Raw genomic sequence first — 16,515 nt, forward strand, 5'->3', positions numbered from 1 at the left:
CGTTACGTGCGGACTAGCCGGCGGTCTTCGATGATCAATCCGTCCCGCATTTCGATTTTCCGGTTCGCCCGCTCTGCAAGTGCCGGATCATGGGTGACGAACAAGACGCCGCACCCCTTCTCTTCATTCAGACTCCGTAACAGGTTAAAGATGATCTCGCCGGTTTCCGTATCCAGATTGCCGGTCGGTTCGTCAGCGAGTAACCATTTCGGCTCATGGACCAAAGCACGGGCAACCGCGACACGTTGTTGTTGTCCGCCGGATAATTGGGACGGCAGCGAACCGGCTTTATCCGCCAGCCCCACTTTTTCGAGAAGCGATAGCGCCCGTTCCTTTTTATCATACGTCACCTTTCGTCCGAATAAGGGCGCCATGACGTTTTCGAGCGCCGTCAAGGTCGGAATCAGATGAAACTGTTGGAAAATGAAGCCGACGTTCTCAAACCGGAAATCGGACAGTTCCCGACTCTTCAAGTGATGAATCGATTGGTCACCGTACGATAACGTTCCGTTCGTCGGCCGGTCGAGTGTCCCGATCAAGCTGAGTAAGGTTGACTTACCTGAGCCGGATGGACCGATGATCGAGATGAAATCACCTGCTTCGAGGGTCAGGTTGATGTCCGTCAAGGCATGTGTTTCGATACCGTCTCCGGTAAACGACTTTCCGATCTGTTGGCAAATGAATGAATCTTGCATGTTTGTCCTCCTTGTCGTACTGGGATGTCTACATAATTCTCCTTTTACTTGGAAAATCCTGCAAAAAAAGACCTTCTTTTACGGAAGGTCTTTTAAGAAGACATCGACGGATGATTCGACGAACGTTTTTTGAGATACAACCATTCGTACGGGACGATGTAAAACAAACAGGCAAGTGTCGCGAACCGAATGATGCCCCCGAGGTTGCTTCTTGATTCAACAAACGACATCTGACCAAAGTAATCATAAAAGCCGATGAACAACAGAATCGTGAAGACACCTGCTGTCAGATAGATCAAGAGACGTAAGGACAATGGATAGTGCCTTGTAATGAACAGCATCGGAAGACCAATCGCAAACGTAAACAACGTCGTCGCAAACGTTCCGAATTGGTATAAAAATTCATTTTCGATCGTCGTCACAAAGGCGTATGCCGTGAACAATAAAAAGGAACCAATCGCACTGACGGCTGAATAACTGACCAGACGCATGATAGTGTTTCTCCTCTCCTATGGAAACGATTACAAAAAAGTCCGGCAGACATCATCTTGCCTGAGCAAGATGGTGCATGACATCGGCCAATGTTTCGGCTTCAAGTTCGGCTTCGAGTGCCCGTTGCGCCCGCATAAAGGTGTTGTCGAGCGTCGATTGGATATTTCGACCGACGGGACAGGCCGGATTCGGGTGTTCGTGGATCGAAAACAAGTTATCCTTGGATTCGACCGCCCGGTAAATCATCAACAATGTGATCTCTTCCGGACGTTTCGTCAACATCGCTCCAGACTTTCCTGCTGTCGTCGCGAGCAGTCCGGCTTGCCGCAACGAGCCCGTCAATCGCCGAATGACGACCGGATTCGTATTGACACTTCCGGCGATGAATTCGGAAGACATAGCTTGATCCGGGTGGGACGCAATCAACGACAAAATATGAACGGAAACGGCTAATCGACTGTTAATCATCTGTTTCACCACCAATGCTTCTAGTTTAATAAGGACGACCTTTAATGTCAATTTCCTTGACAACCGTAATTTCTGTAACTAAAATAATTACATGTATCAGCTACATATTCCTTAAGGAGGCGTTTGTAATGAAGATTGCGATTATTGGAGCCAACGGAAAAGCCGGTCGTGTTCTGTTGGAAGAACTGGCAGGACGAGGTCATGCCTTGACGGCAATCGTCCGGAATGCAGCGCGGACGAATCATGAGACGGTCCTTGAAAAAGATGCCTTTGCCTTATCAAAGGACGACTTATCGGGTTTTGATGTCGTCATTAATGCCTTTGGTGCCGCACCGGGACAAGAACAACAGCACGTCGAACTGGGACAGCATCTGATTAAACAGCTGCAAGGGACACGAACCCGTTTGCTTGTCGTCGGTGGAGCCGGCAGTCTCTATGTCGATCCGGAACAAACAATCCAACTGGCGGATACACCGGAGTTTCCCGACGCGTATCTGCCGACTGCAAAAAATCAGGCGAAGAATTTGGAAGACTTACAACAAACGACGGACCTGCACTGGACCTTTATCAGTCCGGCTGCCTTCTTTGATCCGGACGGTGAACGGACCGGTCAATACCAGCTGGCACATGATGTCTTGACGTTGAATAGTGCCGGAGAGAGTTACGTCAGTTACCGGGATTATGCGGTTGCTGTAGCGGATGAAGTCGAACACCACCGTCACGACCAACAACGCATTTCAATCGTCTCGAAATGACGCTCCCCCCACCTGCAGGAAATGGTGGGGGTTTTTGTGACTCGTAAAATCAGCGTTCAGGTGACGGAGATCGTCCCCTTTCCTTTCATCCATCTCTGATTTCCCTTATACTAGGAAGTGACCGATCGTTAAATATCGTATGAAGTTCGTTCAACGTAGCACCTATCTTCCCTAAAAAGGAACTATTTTGGCACTTTCTGTCTGAATAGTTTTTTGGTGTATTATGATTTCAGTGAGGAGAAAAACATGATTATTGGCTATATGCGACCATTTTTTGAAGATCCGGCTTGTGAGAAACAGGCGGCAATACTCGGAACGTATGAGGTCGATGACACGAGGAGAGAAGACCACAGTTCTTCCAAACGGCGTCACGTTCTCGATCAAACATTGGAGGATTTAGCGCAAGGGGATGTCCTGCTTGTCTCTCACTTGTATGTATTGGCCGATTCATCCCGGCATCTCATCGAAATTTTAGACCTTCTTGACAGCAAACAGGCGTTTTTATGGTCAATCCGGGAAAACATCGACACCCGTCAAGCCTTGCCCCATTCGTTTCGCGAAATCGTCCAGCACCTCGTCGCGCTGCAGAGTGATGTCGTCAGCATGACGACACGCGAAGGCTTATCAAAAGCAAAGGAACTCGGCAAACAGACGGGACGACCGCGTAAACCGGACGAAAACGTCAAACGGGCGATTGAGATGTATCAAAGCAAGCAATACAGTTTAGCCGATATCCGTGAAAAGACCGGTATCAGTAAAAGTACGTTGTACCGGTATTTGGAACAATGACGACGTCCCCCTTGTACTTCAGTACGAGGGGGTTTGTCCCATATGAGAGGAGCAGGAACATGCCGAAGGAGTATGAGGACTTACGAAAAACGTTACACGACCGCTTCACCCGCTATCCGGACCGCCACCCGGCGCTTACCTGGTCAACGGTTGAAGCCGAGCTGACAGACGACCGTCTTCGTGCACTCGACTGGATGGAACAGACCGGCGGCGAACCGGATGTGGTGGTCATGCCGGACGGTCAGTGGCTGTATGTCGACTGCGCGGAAGAGAGTCCAACCGGACGGCGCAGCTTATGTTACGACAACGAAGCACTGGAAAAACGGAAGAAAAATAAACCGCTCGGCAGCGCCGTGGCGACAGCAAGCGAGTATGGTGTGGTCGTCTTAACGGAAGACCACTACCGTCATTTGCAGACGGTTGGGGCGTTTGACCTGAAGACGTCGAGCTGGATCGAGACTCCGGAGTCCATCCGCATGCAAGGCGGCGCCCTCTTTTGTGACCGACGGTACGGCAACGTCTTCACTTATCACAACGGGGCGGACTCGTATTATGCGAATCGCGGTTTTCGGACGTATCTGACGTTTTAACGTTCTAAAGAGTATCGTCTACTTTTATTCTGGTAGATTATACTCTTTTGTCTGTTTATGTCTAACAACTAATTGTGATTACGGAACGATCACCAGCGATACCACTCTCTCTTGATCTTCGTTGTCTCCTGATAACTGATGGTACTTTTCCATCAGTGACCGGAGTTCGGATTGAAACTCATTAAATGATTCATCAGGTAAATTCAGTTTAACTAACGAAAACGTTGATTTGTCTTGTAATCCCTCCTTCACGCTATTGTCATGATAGTTTTTATAATTCTGTAAGATATACACAAAGTAGAAGGATATGAAATTGGCTTTTTCCGTGTACGTTGCAGAAGTCCAGTCCTCTTCTTTGATTCTGTAGCCTGTTGTATTCAAGGCATATATCTTTTCCTCTACTTTTCCAACACGTTGATTTCCAACAATTTTTAGTAAAGAATCCTCGATCATCGAGTTTACATGCCGATACAGAGTGGCTTGTGGAATTTCTTTGAGCAACTTGTGGAGTTGCATGATCGACAATCCTTCGTCACGGTCAATCAACTCCAACGCGATTTTAAATCTTACCTGGTTTTTAAATAAATCAAAATCCATCGAATTTTATCCCCTTACACATCATAGTAAACGATACTTCTTTTTTTATTGTCATTTTACGAGAAGATCCCATTCGTAAGCTCAGTTCATTCTATAGGGAATGTTTTGAATAAAATGATCCAACTTGATGCCAAAATAAGTTTCAATGTCCGATTTTAAATCGTTCTCCAATCGGAATAAAGCGACAACCAAGTCATTTAGAGGCAGCACGTTATATACATCTACCTCTCCCCAGATGGATGTGATTCTTCCTCGACTAGAAAAAGGCAACATGGACAGGATGGCTCCATCCTTATCATCATGCTCGACGGAATAGTAATGAAACTCTGGAACGTTAGTGGGTTTCACCTGTTCTTTCCAACGATACAATGCTTTGTATAACTCCAAAATCGGAACCGATATGTTTAAATAAGCGATTTGATTTATTTGAATCACAAACCATGCTTCAATCGAGAGAATCGCTGAAACATCTCTAGCCGATTGTTTCGAAAGTTCGTTGGGGCGGCTGATAAAAGTATAAGAAAATAGGATTGAATCAGGAATCACGACCATATTTCATCATCCTTCCTATCGATTTTCTGGCGTTTTTCCTTTGTCTTATAGTTCCTTATTAGTGAACATACCACATGCCCATGGATGTTCGGAATTTAATTTATCATTTTCATGAAAGGAAAAAATAGGATTGACTTATAAATTATCATTATCGATAATGATAATAGAAAGAGGTGACTATATGAATACAGATGTAACTGTTTTGTTGGAAATCGATTGGCATCAGATTTTCCCTTTAATCCTCCCAATTCTCCTGTTTAATTTTTTATTGATTGGCATTGCTCTTTTGGACTGGTTTAAACGAAAAAAACATATTGCTGCACCATACGTCTGGTTAGTTGTCATCGTATGCATGCAGACAGTTGGTCCCATCGCGTATTTGATAGTTGGAAGGAGAGTGATTCGTGATGATCATAATTGATAATCTCCATAAGACGCTGGAGAACAGAAAAATCTTAAAGGGAATCAATCTATCGATTGCAGAAAATGAATGTGTCGGTTTAATCGGTCCTAATGGCGCAGGTAAAACGACACTTATAAAATGCATGACAGGAATTTTATCATACGAAAACGGCAGTATACGAATGGATTCCCAACCTATTGAACAGCACAAAAAGGATATTGGTTATCTCTCTCAATACACGGATTTTAAAGCGTGGATGACTTGTCGTGAATCTTTACTGTTTTTCGGGCAACTGTCAGGTCTTGAAAAAAAACTAGTACAAAAAAGAATTCCTACACTTTTGGAAGAAGTCGGCCTTTTCGGTAAGGATCATTTTAAGGTCGAACAGTTATCGGGTGGAATGAAACAACGACTGGGAGTCGCTCAAGCGATTTTACACAATCCGCGTCTTCTTATTTTGGATGAACCAATGTCTTCCCTCGATCCGATTGGCAGAAATGAAATGAAAAAACTAATGGAGCGTCTCAAGTTGCATACCACCATTCTTATTTCGACGCATATTTTAGATGATACCGGCGAAATTTGTGATCGATACATCATCATGAAGAATGGACAGGTCATCGGTAATATCAACAGTCAATTGCAACATGTCGATCGGAGAAAGGTTTTATTACAGGTTAAGGATATGAAAAACATTGATCGACTTAAGATGCATTCTGACTTTGAATCTGTGCAATTCCTATCTCCGCACACCATTCTTTTATCCGGTGATAAAGAATTCGTTTTAAAGAACGTCATTAAGGCATGTACGGCTCAATCTATAGAGGTTATCACAATTGGATTTCACCAAAAGGACTTAGAACAAGTATTTATTGAGATGGTGTCAGAGATATGAATAATCTTTTTATTCTCGTGCGAGCTGAACTGGCAGAAGCATTGAAGGAATATAAATTTATTTGGTTAACCTTGTTTTTCAGCACTCTCGGTGTCACGCAACCGCTCATTAATAAGTATATGGACGTCATTCTTAATCATATTGGTGACACAGCTGGAATTGTTATTGATCCAAACAGACAAGTACCCAACGCAACAGACGTCTTTTTATCGACCATCTCCGGTCAATTCAATCAAATCGGTCTGATCATTTTAATTATCAGCTTTATGGGTCTGATTGCAACAGATCGTAACAGTGGTATGCAAGACTTTATATTGACTCGACCGGTTTCCTTGTACAGTTATCTTTATTCAAAATTAATTGGTCATTGGTTGATTAGCATGTTCTCTATTTCAGTCGGAGTACTTGTTTCTTATCTATACACCGTTTATTTGTTTGGGACGTTTTCTTTTCTGAAGCTACTCGGTTTTTTAGTATTGTACAGTCTGTGGATTCTTTACCTTATCAGTCTAGTGATTTTAATCAGCACGTTTGTTAAAAATCAAATTCTGATTGCTATCCTAACCATTACTTTTGCATTTTTTTGGATCTTCACTAAAAATTTTAGCCATGCATTATCTCAGATTGTCCCAGCAAAGATCTTGACGCTGGCCGAGCATCAGTTACTTGATCTCCATGAATTGAACTACGTAAGTGTCTTCATTTGTCTAATGTTAACGGTACTGAATATCAGTTGGGCTGGCGCAAAATTCAATAAATTTTAATCAGTTCAGGTGAAACGATCAAGTGAGTTGGCGAATTGCAATATGAAGAATACTGCTAGCCAAACGTACTCTCGACTAAAGCAGTGAGTAGAAGATATATGTAAAAACGGTACCGGAGATTCCGAGTACCGTTTTTACATATATTTTTCATCGCCCGTTAAAGTGAGTGAAATTCCATTTTATGTATATAATAGTCAGGTGGTTTGTTATAATTTATTGTGTCTCATGGATCAGCGTTCCATTTGTTGTTAGGATATAGATCTTTTAGTGAATCAAATCAATGTACATAAGGCAGGTGAGCATCTTTGTTGTGGGCAGGCATTACGATTGGAATTGGGATTACATTACTTTGTCGATGGCTCTTCAAAAAAGTTAAGCCGGTGTCACCTGTCCAATCGACTATTTCTACCTTTGGCAACCATTCCAAAGACATCATGTATATCTTCGAGGTGAAGCCCGTCTATCGGTTTCGCTACATCAGTCCTTCACTGGATGACCATATCGGTGCCGGAACGGTAAAAGCGAGTTATGCCGACCCGTCAGAGTGTTTCGACCGAATTCATCCGGAGGACGTCGAAATCCTGATGTCTAAATTATCCGGTAACTGCAATTACGAGGAACCGTTCACCCAACGTTGGCGGACAAACGACGGGACGTACACCTGGTTTGAAGAGTACACGACACCGATTTACGAACAAGGTGAACTCGTTGCCGTTCAGGGCGTCATCCGCAATATGGACGCGGCAAAAACCAAACAACGGGAACTCGAGCAACTGTACCGGCAAGATCCGTTGACGGGTCTCTTGAACCGGCATACCTTCGATGGATTACTCAAAGAAATGATGCAAGCATCCCCTGTCCGGCTCGGTGTCATCGCGCTGGATCTCAATGACCTCAAACAGATCAATGACCGATTTGGCCACGTCGCTGGAGATGCCTTGTTGCAACAGACCGCGCTTTGTCTGTCACGGTGTGCGTTTGAAGCGTACCGCCTCGGCGGCGATGAGTTTGTCATCATTTGCCGGGATCATGCGGAGCAGGATTGCCTGCTCTTGGTCGAACAGTTGCGCTCCGAATTCATCAAACACGAGTTGTCGGTCGCGATCGGATTTGCCTACAATCCGGCGACAACCGATCTCGCAGATGTCCTCCGAAAAGCGGATCAGGCGATGTACAGGGATAAACAGACGACGAAATTACTCGTTTGACTGTTGCAACACCCGGTTCAAGTGGTGGTTAAACAGATCGGGCTGATCGAGGTTCGCGGTATGGCCGGCATCTGGAATCAAATGAATCTGTGTGTTGGGATACTCGCGTTGGAAGCGAGATGCACCGGTGACCTCATGCTCTTGCACCATGCCGTTTAAAATGAAGACGGGAGCTTGCAGATGCTGTAACGATTGTTTGGTCATGGTAGGATAACGGAACGTCATCTGATGCAACACACGTTGCATCGTCTCTTGCCAACGTGTCCCGTGCAAGTCTTCGAACTGAGCGGCAATCAACGGCTCATGTTGTTTGATGTCGAGAAAGTAAGTGTATTGTTGTGCCATGACGTCCGTAAGTTCTTCCGGTACGACCGGTGTATATCCGGTCAAGATGATTCCACCAACCAACTCCGGTGCTTTCAGTGCGACTTGAATCGCGAGTGACGCCCCAAGAGACAGACCGACGAGATGACCGGGTCCGGTTTCGCGGATGCGGTTGATCAGACTGACCGTCGCCTGCTCGATGTATTCCACGGCTGCTGCATCTTCTGACGTACCATGTCCGGGTAAATCCATCACGATGATGTCATATTCTTTCTTGAAATAAGCGATTTGTTGTTCGAAATGGGTTTGTCCTGTTCCCATGAAGCCGTGTAAAAAATAGATCCGTTTCATCGTCACACATCCTTTATTTGGTGTTGGTCAAGCGTTCGAATCGCCGCGATGACGAGATCCGGCCGGTCCAAGTGAATCGCATGACCTGCTGTTGGAGCGAAGATTAATTCAGCTGTTGCTGTCAACTTGGCTTGTTGTGCAATCAATCGATGCCACGTTTCTTCTAGTCGGCGGAGTTCGTGTTCCGGTAACCCGTCTTCGATTCCGTCTGAAATGCTTTGCTCCTTGTCCCGACCGAGGACGATCAGTGGCACTTCCGGGAAATTGTCCGTCCGAATCCGTGCCGCATCCGTTTTCCAGTGCGTGACTTCTGTCGCCATCATCGTATAGAGGGCAGGATCGAGTTGGAAATCGAGCAGCGCTGACTGAACCGTTTCCGGTAAGCGTTGTTGCGCCGGCGTCAATGCCGGGTGGATCAACAGACGCAGCTGGTCGCTTGTTTGTGTTGCATAACGCCGGCATTGTTCAATCCAGGTGGCATCCGACGACAGAGTATCGAGCACGGGTGTATCGAGGTCATCAAGTTCGTGTAAATCAACTGACGTCGAATCGACCAAAAGCAACCCTTTTACCTGATCGGGATATCGGATTGCGAACTCTTGGGCAATCAATCCGCCATAGGAGTGACCGATCAAGAGAATTGGTTCGTCTACGTTGCAATGGGTCAAGAGCCTTTGCAGTTGTTGAACCGCGTGACTTGTCCGGTGAATCCCGTCACCTTCCTGCCAGGAATGCCGGTGGAAGCTGAGAATCCGGTTGGTTGGTCGCAATGTTTGAACGATCTCATACCATTCTTCATACGAACACCCCATTCCGGTCAAAATCACGATGGGTGTCCCGGTTGTGCCTGTATCCAAGTATTGTACTTGATGCAAAGAAGACACTTTTGTACGCATATCAGATCTCCTTTCGTGTCGTTGTCGATAAAACAGGCAGTCCTACTGGTGTTCTGTAAAAGTTAAGGATATCCTTTTTGTTTTCTTTAAATAATTTAGAATAATAATACGGTAATTGAAATATACATAATGAGTAGGAGTTGCGTGTCCATGACCATCTCGGCTGTTTTATTTGATCTCGATGGGACGTTACTCGATCGCACCACTTCGCTACGACGCTTTTTGGCCGTCCAACACGCCAAGCGAATTGCCCCGCGTTCGACTTGTCCGCTTGATCTGTACCAACACCTTTTTCTGGCACTGGATCAAAACGGTCACGTGTGGAAGGATATCGTCTATCAACAATTAATCGTCCACTTACACCTTGAGGGTGTCACCGTGTCCGAGTTGTTGCACGACTACGTCTCCGAGTTTGCAAAGACGAGTGTGCTGTTCCCTGAGGCACGTCACATGTTGGAGCAGCTGCGCGTGTCCTGTCGGCTCGGGCTCATCACGAACGGTCGGAGCGACGTGCAACGTGCCGTCATCAACCACCATCAATTGCAGACATTTTTTGACCCGATCTTGATTTCGGAAGAAGTGGGTCTTTCCAAACCGAACCCTGAACTGTTCTTACGTCCTTTGATCCACTGGGAGCTTGCCCCGGAAAATGTTTTGTATATCGGGGATCATCCGCTTCACGATATCCAAGGAGCAGAAGCAGTCGGGATGACGGGTATCTTAAAAACAGATCATCCGGTTGTTGCCAGTCCGTCTTCCTACACGGTGAACGACTGGTCGGAACTCGAACCCTTGCTCATCCAACTTAACTTAGAAAGAAGGTCACGCTCATGACAACCGCCTATCAGATCCGCCCGTACCAAGATCAGGACTTCCCCGCCATTCAGCGCTTAAATGCTGCGGAAGGCTGGACCCAGCTCGTCCGTCTCCATGAACGGACCCAACTCGCTTGGCAACACTCAAACGCTGCGCTTGTCGTTGAACATGCGGGGGAGGTCATCGGTTATGTCCGTGGAATGACAGACACTCAGGTCACGTTATACATCTGTGAATTACTGATTGATGCCGATTTCCGTGGCCAAGGTCTGGCTCAACAGCTGTTCGCCCGTCTTCATGACCGGTATCCGACGACCCGGATCGAAGTTCTCGCCTCAAGCAGCTCGGAAAGTTTTTACCGGGGTCAGGCATTTCGTCCGTTTTATGGTTTCCGGAAATCGTTTGAGTGATGCGGTTCGCCTAATGCATTTCCGCCCAAACGGTTTCAAATGCGGTTCCCTTCACATCAAAATAAGCATGTATCGGTTCGTAAAAAAGATAGCCCCCCTTAATTAATTGAAACTGATTCGTGACCCCGTCTGCCAGTGTCACGTCAACCATCCGCAACTCCGGATCGTTCTGAATGCTGGATGGCAGTTCGGAGTCGGCCAGTGGCGTTGCCGTACTTAGACCAGTCAACAGATTCGTCCAGGAGGCGGACGGCGCAAGCGACGCTTTCCGCTCCGAATCCCGCGTCCGTTCGGTCTGATAGCTGATGTCCGTGATCGTTTGATCGAGACGAAGGTGTCGGAAATAGTCCGGTCGAAAGGTCGTTTGATCAAGTATCCGGACGATTCGTTGCCCGTCCTCCTGACCGATTGCGAGCAGTCGGATGGAAGGGGCATATCCTTGTAGCTCGTAAATCGTATAGTCTGTCAGGTTCGAGGCGAAGGGCTGTTTTGAAAAAATCGTTTCGTTTTCTTCAGTCAACGTGTTTTCGGACGTCCCTAACTTCCGACCGCGCAGTTGAGACACTGCCTGTCCGCTGATTGTCGTGTCCGCCTGGATATACATCTGCTCCTGATAGACGAGTCCGGGCAGCATCGAGGCGGTCGATTGGTCGATCGGCGGCTGGATCCAGGAGTCGATCCGGTCATATTGCAACAGACCGATCAGCAGGCTAGCTGCCAAAATCAGTTGCGGTAAACGATGCCTCCGTTTTTTCCGGCGGAGCCCCTGCTCCATCCGGGCGTGAACGGTATCCGGTACGGGAATGTCTTTGAACACGGTCTCAAGTTGCTGTTTCATCCGGATTCTCCTCCTTTCATTTGGTGCCGTTGCAGTTTTTGAATTGTCCGGTATAACGTACTTTTCACCGTACTGATCGGAATATCGAGCAAGTCAGCGATTTCCTGAAAGGAATAATCGGCTTGGTATCGCAAGAGCAGTAACGACCGTTCATTGACCTCAAGTCGTTCGAGCAAGTCCGCCAGATAAAGTTGATCGACGACCAGATTCTCAAAGGAGGAACTTTCGATATCGTCGACAGCCCCTGTGTCCTCATATGTCAACGTCAGTTGTTGATGTTTTTTTAACAGGCGCAAGGCCGAGTTGATTGTGATCCGGGTCAGCCAGGTCTTGAAATACGAGACCTCTTTTAAAGACGTTCGGTATTTCCAGGCGCGGAAAGCGACTTCCTGAACGTTTTCGAGTGCTTCTTGCTCCTGTTTCAAGTACACATAAGATATCCGATAGATGTATTGTTCTTCTGCATACAAAGCAGTCAAGAACATTTCATCCGTCCAAGTGCCTGCTATTTTTTTACGCAACACCCTTCCTCCCTCCTTTCCCTTCTAACCGTTAGACTCTGGATTGTTCCATTTGGTTTCAAAAAAATCAAAATTATGTAAATTTTCTTTTCTTGTCATGAAAAGTTCGTTACGCTGATAGGACATACGATACGTAAAATGAAAGGATGATTCATATGCCGACATGGCAACAAAATATCACAGCACTCATGCGCCAGCATGAGATTTCCGGAACGGTACGCGTAACACAATCGGAACAACCGTTACTGGCAACGGCACATGGTTACGCCAACCGGACATACAACATTCCGAATCAACATTCGACCCGGTTCGGGATCGCTTCAGGATGCAAGCTGTTCACAGCTGTCGCGATTCTTCGGTTGGTCGAAAACAATCAACTGGCGTTAGAAGACGAAGTGTCGAGCTTTCTTGTGTTGGACGGCATCGATTTGCAGGGCGTGACGATTCATCACTTGTTGACACATACGTCCGGAATCGTCGACTATTTTGACGAAGAGACGATGGATGACTTCGAAGAGCTGTTTACGACATTTCCAATGTACCGATTGCGCACACCACGTGATTTTCTGCAATTGGTCGGCAACCGTCCCCGTGTCAACGAGGCAGGTGTCCGTTTTCAATACAACAACTTCGGTTATGTCTTGTTAGGCATCTTGATTGAAACCATCAGTGGTCAATCCTTCCCCGAGTTCATCCAACACCATATCTTTGACCGGGCGCAGATGAAGCGATCGGGTTATTTTTCCTTTGACGCCTTGCCTGAGGATACGGCAATCGGATACATCGATCAGACCGCTGGATCGTGGCGGACGAATCAATACGCGTTGCCGGTCATCGGTGGACCTGATGGTGGAGCGTTTGTGACAGTGGATGACTTAGAACGCTTTTGGCAGGCCTTGATGAGCCACACTCTCCTGTCCCAATCCTTCACTGAACTGCTCTTCCAACCACATGTGACGGAACGGGAAACGTCGGGGTATGGATACGGTGTCTGGCTCGAGCTGACCAGTGCCGGAGACGTCTGGAAATACCACATCATGGGTTATGATCCGGGCGTCAGCTGCCACTCCGCCTACTATCCGCATGATGCTACGATTGTTTCTGTCTTATGCAATCAGTCAAAAGGTGCCTACACGATCAGCAAGGCTGTCGAAGAAACGTTGTTCAAGTGTGCAAAGGAGGAGCGTTCATGAATTTTTACACGGCAAGCAGCTTCCGCAACATCGAAGACGTCCAATTCATAAACGACCGACTGATCAAGCAAGGTCATCACCTGACGTACGACTGGACACAATCGGAACGGGTCGATATGCCGGCTGCCCTGCAACGGATCGGACAGCTGGAACTCGATGCCGTCCAGGCGAGCGATTGCTTGATTTTAGTACTCCCTGCCGGAAAAGGCAGCCACGTCGAGCTCGGGATTGCCCTTGCCAACCGGATTCCGGTTTTCCTTTGTATGCTCGATTCGACGAGTTGGACCGGTTCGGAAGCGAGCACGTTTTATCATATCGGTGATGTCAGACCGTGCTTCGGTCAAACTGAGGACTGGGTCCGGACCATCCTCGACGCGATGGCTGAGCGGACAGTCCGATGAGGCGGATCGTTCTTCTGACCGTCGGCAAGACACATGCCGGAAAATCAACGTTTGCCGACCGCTTGTCCCGGTTGTACCCATCGTTTCTTGTTATCGATCAAGACGTGCATGCCCGTTTCCTGAACACCCATTATCAAAAATTGTTACCGCTCGACGGTCCAAACCACTTAAAACATCAACTGACGGACACGATTGTCGAACATGCCCGTCGTCAGTCTGACCTGCATCTGATTGTCTGCAATGCCAATCTGTCAAAAAAACAGCGCATCCGCTTTTTACAACAGTTTCCAAAGGATCAGTACCGAACGATTCTCGTTCACTTTGACCTTGCCGAAGAAGTTCTGTTGGCGCGGGTTGACGCTTCCATAAAGGATCGTGCGGAAATCCGCGGTGCAGAAGATTACCGGCAGATCTTGTCCCGTCAACGATTGGAACGTCCTGAACCGGATGAGGCGGATCAGGTGATCCGGATCCGCACGCAAACCGACATCGAGTCTTTTCTGCAGGACACTGCCTGGTTCATAAATGAGAAAGCGTCGAAAGGACCTGTTTGAGCAAACGGCTCAAGCAGGTCCTTTTTGTGGTATTTGAATCCGGGCAGACGTTTCTTGACCGGGTGTGCTGTCAAGAGTCACCGCACCGCCGTGTAATTCGACGATTCGTTTGACAATCGACAAGCCAAGTCCGTGACCATCCGTTGTCCGTGAGGTTTCGCCCTGATAAAAACGGTCAAACACGAATGGGAGCTCCGCCGCCGAAATGCCTTTTCCTTGATCGGTGATGGTCAACGTCACATCCGTTGCTTGTGTCAGCCGAATCGACAGGACGCCGTTTACCGGTGAGAAATAAACCGCATTTTGCAGAAGATTGAGTAAAACCTGTTGCATCAGTTCCTCTTCCCAGACGACCGTCACTTCCGCCAACTCGAGATCGAGGATCAGATGTTTGTCTGTCCACTGGGATTCCAGTAACAGCAAAGCATGACGGACCTGTTCATCAAAACGATAGGCTTTCCGCTGGATGATTGACTGATGATCGAGCCGCGATAACCGGACAAGATTCGAGGTCAGGCGGGACAGACGGTCACTTTCCTGTCCGATGATCCGGATGTAATGCTGTTGCTTGTCTTCCGGAAGACCGGGCTGTGCCAGTAACCGGCTGAACCCATGGATCGAGGCGATCGGTGTCTTCAGTTCATGGGAAATCGCCGCCGCCAAATCTTTTGCCAAATATTCGTTTCGTTGCAAGGCGACGGTCATCTGGTTAAAGTTCTGAATCAAGTTCGCGACTTCATCACTCCCCTGATCCGGAATCTGAATGTCGTAGTTGCCTTGCGTCACTTCAACAGCGGCTTCACTGATCCGTTTGATCCGTCGGGTCACGAGCCGGACGGCAAACCAGGTCAGGAAAAAGGCGACGGCAATCGTCAGACCGATTCCAAACAAGGACGAGTTGCGAATACTTGAGACAAGGTCCTGGTCCGGGTTCGGTGTCGCCATCAAGTAACGTTCGCCGACCTGCCGAATATGAAGCGGACGCTCCGAAAAGGTTCCGGCGACAGCCACTTCTCCGTTCCGGCGAAGCGTCTCTGTTTCAGTTTCAGACAGTGAAACCATGGTTTGTAAACGATCGGCCGAGACTTCCGTCGTCTCAATCACCGATTGTTCGACGTAGCGGCTGGCTGAAGCGAAGGACAGTTCTTGTTCGACCATCAACCGTTCGACGGTACCCGTCCGTTCCGCCAGTTGTTGTGCGACACCTTGGCGGACCGAATCGAATTGAAAAAAAAACGTTGCCCCAAGCGGAATCAATAACGGCAACAGCAGCAAGCCAAACAAGATGAGGAAAAACCGACCGGAGATTGACTGGAAAAACGGCTTCATAACACGACCCCTTTGTAGCCGAGTCCCCAGACCGTCTCGATTGTAAAGACTTCATACTGATTAAATTTATCCCGTAACCGTTTGACATGGACATCAACTGTCCGGCTGTCACTTTCAACATCATATCCCCAAATCTCATCCATTAACTGTTGGCGTGTGAAAATCTGTTTCGGTTGGGACAACAGACGATAGAGCAATTGAAATTCCTTTTGCGGTAACGTCAGTTCGCCGTCCGGTGTGACGACGGTCGCATCCCGCATCCGTAACGTCAACGTCTTCACGACAAGTTCCTGCGTCGCGACGATTTTGGATCGCCGAAGCAAAGCATGAATCCGTAACAGCCATTCATCAAGATCAACCGGCTTGACCAGATAATCATCGACGCCGGTCACGAATCCCGCTTCCTTATCAGCAAACGTATCAAGGACCGTCAGCATCAAAATTGGCAGATCATACCCGGCTTGCCGCAACGCATGGACGAGTTCGATGCCTGAGACTTGCGGCATCATGACGTCCGTGACAAGCAGATCGATGTGTTGTTCGTCAAAGCAGGCAAGCGCTTGTGCTCCGTCTGCGGCTTCGATCGTCCGGAATCCTGCCGTACGTAAAGTCTCTCCTAACAGGTACCGGACATGTGGATCATCTTCTGCAATCAGGATGGTAACCATCCCACA

At 47.6% G+C, this 16,515-nt stretch carries 23 protein-coding genes; 12 read left to right on the forward strand and 11 right to left on the reverse strand.

Translation table 11 applies throughout. The annotated features are described in order from the left end of the window. Positions 1–2: 2 nt before the first annotated feature. The 3 genes from P397_RS0108710 to P397_RS0108720 all read right to left on the reverse strand — a co-directional run bounded on the left by P397_RS0108710 (position 3) and on the right by P397_RS0108720 (position 1,655). The gene (locus P397_RS0108710; RefSeq protein WP_026832915.1) at positions 3–695 is read right to left on the reverse strand and encodes an ABC transporter ATP-binding protein; all 693 of its coding nucleotides are present in this window, start codon (positions 693–695) and stop codon (positions 3–5) included. 92 nt (positions 696–787) lie between these two features. Then, positions 788–1,186, reverse strand: coding sequence for a hypothetical protein (locus P397_RS0108715; RefSeq protein ID WP_026832916.1), 399 nt, complete (start codon positions 1,184–1,186; stop codon positions 788–790). A 52-nt stretch (positions 1,187–1,238) separates the two neighbouring features. Next, the gene (locus P397_RS0108720; RefSeq protein ID WP_028106216.1) at positions 1,239–1,655 is read right to left on the reverse strand and encodes an Rrf2 family transcriptional regulator; all 417 of its coding nucleotides are present in this window, start codon (positions 1,653–1,655) and stop codon (positions 1,239–1,241) included. Between the two features lie 128 nt (positions 1,656–1,783). Between P397_RS0108720 and P397_RS0108725 the strand changes: the two genes are divergently transcribed. From P397_RS0108725 to P397_RS0108735, 3 genes are all read left to right on the forward strand, one after another. Continuing rightward, complete coding sequence (locus P397_RS0108725) at positions 1,784–2,410, forward strand: NAD(P)-dependent oxidoreductase (RefSeq protein ID WP_028106217.1); 627 nt, start codon at positions 1,784–1,786, stop codon at positions 2,408–2,410. 246 nt (positions 2,411–2,656) lie between these two features. Next, positions 2,657–3,199, forward strand: coding sequence for a recombinase family protein (locus P397_RS0108730; RefSeq protein WP_028106218.1), 543 nt, complete (start codon positions 2,657–2,659; stop codon positions 3,197–3,199). Between the two features lie 59 nt (positions 3,200–3,258). Then, on the forward strand, positions 3,259–3,789 hold the full coding sequence (locus P397_RS0108735; protein WP_028106219.1) for a DUF4256 domain-containing protein: 531 nt from the start codon (positions 3,259–3,261) through the stop codon (positions 3,787–3,789). Between the two features lie 78 nt (positions 3,790–3,867). Here the strand turns inward: P397_RS0108735 and P397_RS0108740 are convergent, their stop codons facing one another. Both P397_RS0108740 and P397_RS0108745 read right to left on the reverse strand, forming a co-directional pair. After that, positions 3,868–4,386 carry a helix-turn-helix domain-containing protein gene (locus tag P397_RS0108740; protein ID WP_026832921.1) on the reverse strand — a complete coding sequence of 173 codons (519 nt, stop codon included), beginning with the start codon at positions 4,384–4,386 and terminating at the stop codon, positions 3,868–3,870. 81 nt (positions 4,387–4,467) lie between these two features. Next, the gene (locus tag P397_RS0108745) at positions 4,468–4,938 is read right to left on the reverse strand and encodes a DUF7878 domain-containing protein (protein WP_026832922.1); all 471 of its coding nucleotides are present in this window, start codon (positions 4,936–4,938) and stop codon (positions 4,468–4,470) included. A 181-nt stretch (positions 4,939–5,119) separates the two neighbouring features. On the opposite strand from P397_RS0108745, the gene P397_RS0108750 reads away from it, so the two are divergent. The 4 genes from P397_RS0108750 to P397_RS0108765 all read left to right on the forward strand — a co-directional run bounded on the left by P397_RS0108750 (position 5,120) and on the right by P397_RS0108765 (position 8,208). Further along, a complete protein-coding gene (locus P397_RS0108750; protein WP_026832923.1) occupies positions 5,120–5,359 on the forward strand; it encodes a PLD nuclease N-terminal domain-containing protein in 240 nt (79 codons plus the stop codon). Next, the gene (locus P397_RS0108755) at positions 5,346–6,236 is read left to right on the forward strand and encodes an ABC transporter ATP-binding protein (protein WP_028106220.1); all 891 of its coding nucleotides are present in this window, start codon (positions 5,346–5,348) and stop codon (positions 6,234–6,236) included. The genes P397_RS0108750 and P397_RS0108755 overlap by 14 nt, the downstream gene beginning before the upstream one ends. Further along, positions 6,233–7,000: an ABC transporter permease gene (locus tag P397_RS0108760; RefSeq protein ID WP_028106221.1), complete on the forward strand. Its 768-nt coding sequence runs from the start codon at positions 6,233–6,235 to the stop codon at positions 6,998–7,000. The genes P397_RS0108755 and P397_RS0108760 overlap by 4 nt, the downstream gene beginning before the upstream one ends. 308 nt (positions 7,001–7,308) lie before the next feature. Beyond that, a complete protein-coding gene (locus P397_RS0108765; protein ID WP_028106222.1) occupies positions 7,309–8,208 on the forward strand; it encodes a sensor domain-containing diguanylate cyclase in 900 nt (299 codons plus the stop codon). Here P397_RS0108765 and P397_RS17215 read toward each other — a convergent pair. Further along, positions 8,197–8,883, reverse strand: coding sequence for an alpha/beta fold hydrolase (locus P397_RS17215; RefSeq protein ID WP_051523933.1), 687 nt, complete (start codon positions 8,881–8,883; stop codon positions 8,197–8,199). The genes P397_RS0108765 and P397_RS17215 overlap by 12 nt on opposite strands. A 2-nt stretch (positions 8,884–8,885) precedes the next feature. Next, a complete protein-coding gene (locus P397_RS0108775) occupies positions 8,886–9,779 on the reverse strand; it encodes an alpha/beta fold hydrolase (protein WP_051523935.1) in 894 nt (297 codons plus the stop codon). A 150-nt stretch (positions 9,780–9,929) separates the two neighbouring features. Between P397_RS0108775 and P397_RS0108780 the strand changes: the two genes are divergently transcribed. Together P397_RS0108780 and P397_RS0108785 are read left to right on the forward strand one after the other, a co-directional pair. After that, positions 9,930–10,613: an HAD family hydrolase gene (locus tag P397_RS0108780; RefSeq protein ID WP_028106224.1), complete on the forward strand. Its 684-nt coding sequence runs from the start codon at positions 9,930–9,932 to the stop codon at positions 10,611–10,613. Beyond that, positions 10,610–11,005 carry a GNAT family N-acetyltransferase gene (locus P397_RS0108785; RefSeq protein ID WP_026832928.1) on the forward strand — a complete coding sequence of 132 codons (396 nt, stop codon included), beginning with the start codon at positions 10,610–10,612 and terminating at the stop codon, positions 11,003–11,005. The genes P397_RS0108780 and P397_RS0108785 overlap by 4 nt, the downstream gene beginning before the upstream one ends. A gap of 10 nt (positions 11,006–11,015) precedes the next feature. On the opposite strand, the gene P397_RS0108790 is transcribed toward P397_RS0108785, so the two are convergent. Beyond that, positions 11,016–11,843 (reverse strand): hypothetical protein, encoded by an 828-nt coding sequence (locus P397_RS0108790; protein ID WP_028106225.1) that lies wholly within the window; start codon positions 11,841–11,843, stop codon positions 11,016–11,018. Beyond that, positions 11,840–12,364, reverse strand: coding sequence for an RNA polymerase sigma factor (locus P397_RS0108795; RefSeq protein ID WP_235183964.1), 525 nt, complete (start codon positions 12,362–12,364; stop codon positions 11,840–11,842). The genes P397_RS0108790 and P397_RS0108795 overlap by 4 nt, the downstream gene beginning before the upstream one ends. 155 nt (positions 12,365–12,519) lie before the next feature. Here P397_RS0108795 and P397_RS0108800 point away from each other — a divergent pair, with 155 nt between their 5' ends. The 3 genes from P397_RS0108800 to P397_RS17220 are packed head-to-tail and all read left to right on the forward strand — an operon-like array spanning position 12,520 to position 14,512. After that, positions 12,520–13,557: a serine hydrolase domain-containing protein gene (locus P397_RS0108800; RefSeq protein WP_028106227.1), complete on the forward strand. Its 1,038-nt coding sequence runs from the start codon at positions 12,520–12,522 to the stop codon at positions 13,555–13,557. Then, complete coding sequence (locus tag P397_RS0108805; RefSeq protein WP_028106228.1) at positions 13,554–13,958, forward strand: hypothetical protein; 405 nt, start codon at positions 13,554–13,556, stop codon at positions 13,956–13,958. Before P397_RS0108800 ends, P397_RS0108805 begins: the two co-directional genes overlap by 4 nt. Beyond that, entirely contained in the window at positions 13,955–14,512 is a 558-nt protein-coding gene (locus P397_RS17220) for an AAA family ATPase (RefSeq protein WP_051523937.1), read from the forward strand. Before P397_RS0108805 ends, P397_RS17220 begins: the two co-directional genes overlap by 4 nt. Before the next feature lie 9 nt (positions 14,513–14,521). Here the strand turns inward: P397_RS17220 and P397_RS17585 are convergent, their stop codons facing one another. Together P397_RS17585 and P397_RS0108820 are read right to left on the reverse strand one after the other, a co-directional pair. Then, positions 14,522–15,841 (reverse strand): HAMP domain-containing sensor histidine kinase, encoded by a 1,320-nt coding sequence (locus tag P397_RS17585; RefSeq protein ID WP_051523939.1) that lies wholly within the window; start codon positions 15,839–15,841, stop codon positions 14,522–14,524. After that, positions 15,838–16,509, reverse strand: a complete 672-nt coding sequence (locus tag P397_RS0108820; RefSeq protein WP_028106229.1) for a response regulator transcription factor — start codon at positions 16,507–16,509, stop codon at positions 15,838–15,840. Before P397_RS0108820 ends, P397_RS17585 begins: the two co-directional genes overlap by 4 nt. Positions 16,510–16,515: the final 6 nt, after the last annotated feature.

It is taken from the genome of Exiguobacterium undae DSM 14481 (assembly GCF_000620805.1).
In the GTDB taxonomy this organism is placed as follows: domain Bacteria; phylum Bacillota; class Bacilli; order Exiguobacteriales; family Exiguobacteriaceae; genus Exiguobacterium_A; species Exiguobacterium_A undae.

Bases quoted from the DNA above. Each gene is read 5' to 3' on its own strand.
- P397_RS0108710 (WP_026832915.1), bottom strand. From the start codon at position 695: ATGCAAGATTCATTCATTTGCCAACAGATCGGAAAGTCGTTTACCGGA.
- P397_RS0108715 (WP_026832916.1), bottom strand. From the start codon at position 1,186: ATGCGTCTGGTCAGTTATTCAGCCGTCAGTGCGATTGGTTCCTTTTTA.
- P397_RS0108720 (WP_028106216.1), bottom strand. From the start codon at position 1,655: ATGATTAACAGTCGATTAGCCGTTTCCGTTCATATTTTGTCGTTGATT.
- P397_RS0108725 (WP_028106217.1), top strand. From the start codon at position 1,784: ATGAAGATTGCGATTATTGGAGCCAACGGAAAAGCCGGTCGTGTTCTG.
- P397_RS0108730 (WP_028106218.1), top strand. From the start codon at position 2,657: ATGATTATTGGCTATATGCGACCATTTTTTGAAGATCCGGCTTGTGAG.
- P397_RS0108735 (WP_028106219.1), top strand. From the start codon at position 3,259: ATGCCGAAGGAGTATGAGGACTTACGAAAAACGTTACACGACCGCTTC.
- P397_RS0108740 (WP_026832921.1), bottom strand. From the start codon at position 4,386: ATGGATTTTGATTTATTTAAAAACCAGGTAAGATTTAAAATCGCGTTG.
- P397_RS0108745 (WP_026832922.1), bottom strand. From the start codon at position 4,938: ATGGTCGTGATTCCTGATTCAATCCTATTTTCTTATACTTTTATCAGC.
- P397_RS0108750 (WP_026832923.1), top strand. From the start codon at position 5,120: ATGAATACAGATGTAACTGTTTTGTTGGAAATCGATTGGCATCAGATT.
- P397_RS0108755 (WP_028106220.1), top strand. From the start codon at position 5,346: ATGATCATAATTGATAATCTCCATAAGACGCTGGAGAACAGAAAAATC.
- P397_RS0108760 (WP_028106221.1), top strand. From the start codon at position 6,233: ATGAATAATCTTTTTATTCTCGTGCGAGCTGAACTGGCAGAAGCATTG.
- P397_RS17215 (WP_051523933.1), bottom strand. From the start codon at position 8,883: ATGAAACGGATCTATTTTTTACACGGCTTCATGGGAACAGGACAAACC.
- P397_RS0108775 (WP_051523935.1), bottom strand. From the start codon at position 9,779: ATGCGTACAAAAGTGTCTTCTTTGCATCAAGTACAATACTTGGATACA.
- P397_RS0108780 (WP_028106224.1), top strand. From the start codon at position 9,930: ATGACCATCTCGGCTGTTTTATTTGATCTCGATGGGACGTTACTCGAT.
- P397_RS0108785 (WP_026832928.1), top strand. From the start codon at position 10,610: ATGACAACCGCCTATCAGATCCGCCCGTACCAAGATCAGGACTTCCCC.
- P397_RS0108790 (WP_028106225.1), bottom strand. From the start codon at position 11,843: ATGAAACAGCAACTTGAGACCGTGTTCAAAGACATTCCCGTACCGGAT.
- P397_RS0108800 (WP_028106227.1), top strand. From the start codon at position 12,520: ATGCCGACATGGCAACAAAATATCACAGCACTCATGCGCCAGCATGAG.
- P397_RS0108805 (WP_028106228.1), top strand. From the start codon at position 13,554: ATGAATTTTTACACGGCAAGCAGCTTCCGCAACATCGAAGACGTCCAA.
- P397_RS17220 (WP_051523937.1), top strand. From the start codon at position 13,955: ATGAGGCGGATCGTTCTTCTGACCGTCGGCAAGACACATGCCGGAAAA.
- P397_RS17585 (WP_051523939.1), bottom strand. From the start codon at position 15,841: ATGAAGCCGTTTTTCCAGTCAATCTCCGGTCGGTTTTTCCTCATCTTG.
- P397_RS0108820 (WP_028106229.1), bottom strand. From the start codon at position 16,509: ATGGTTACCATCCTGATTGCAGAAGATGATCCACATGTCCGGTACCTG.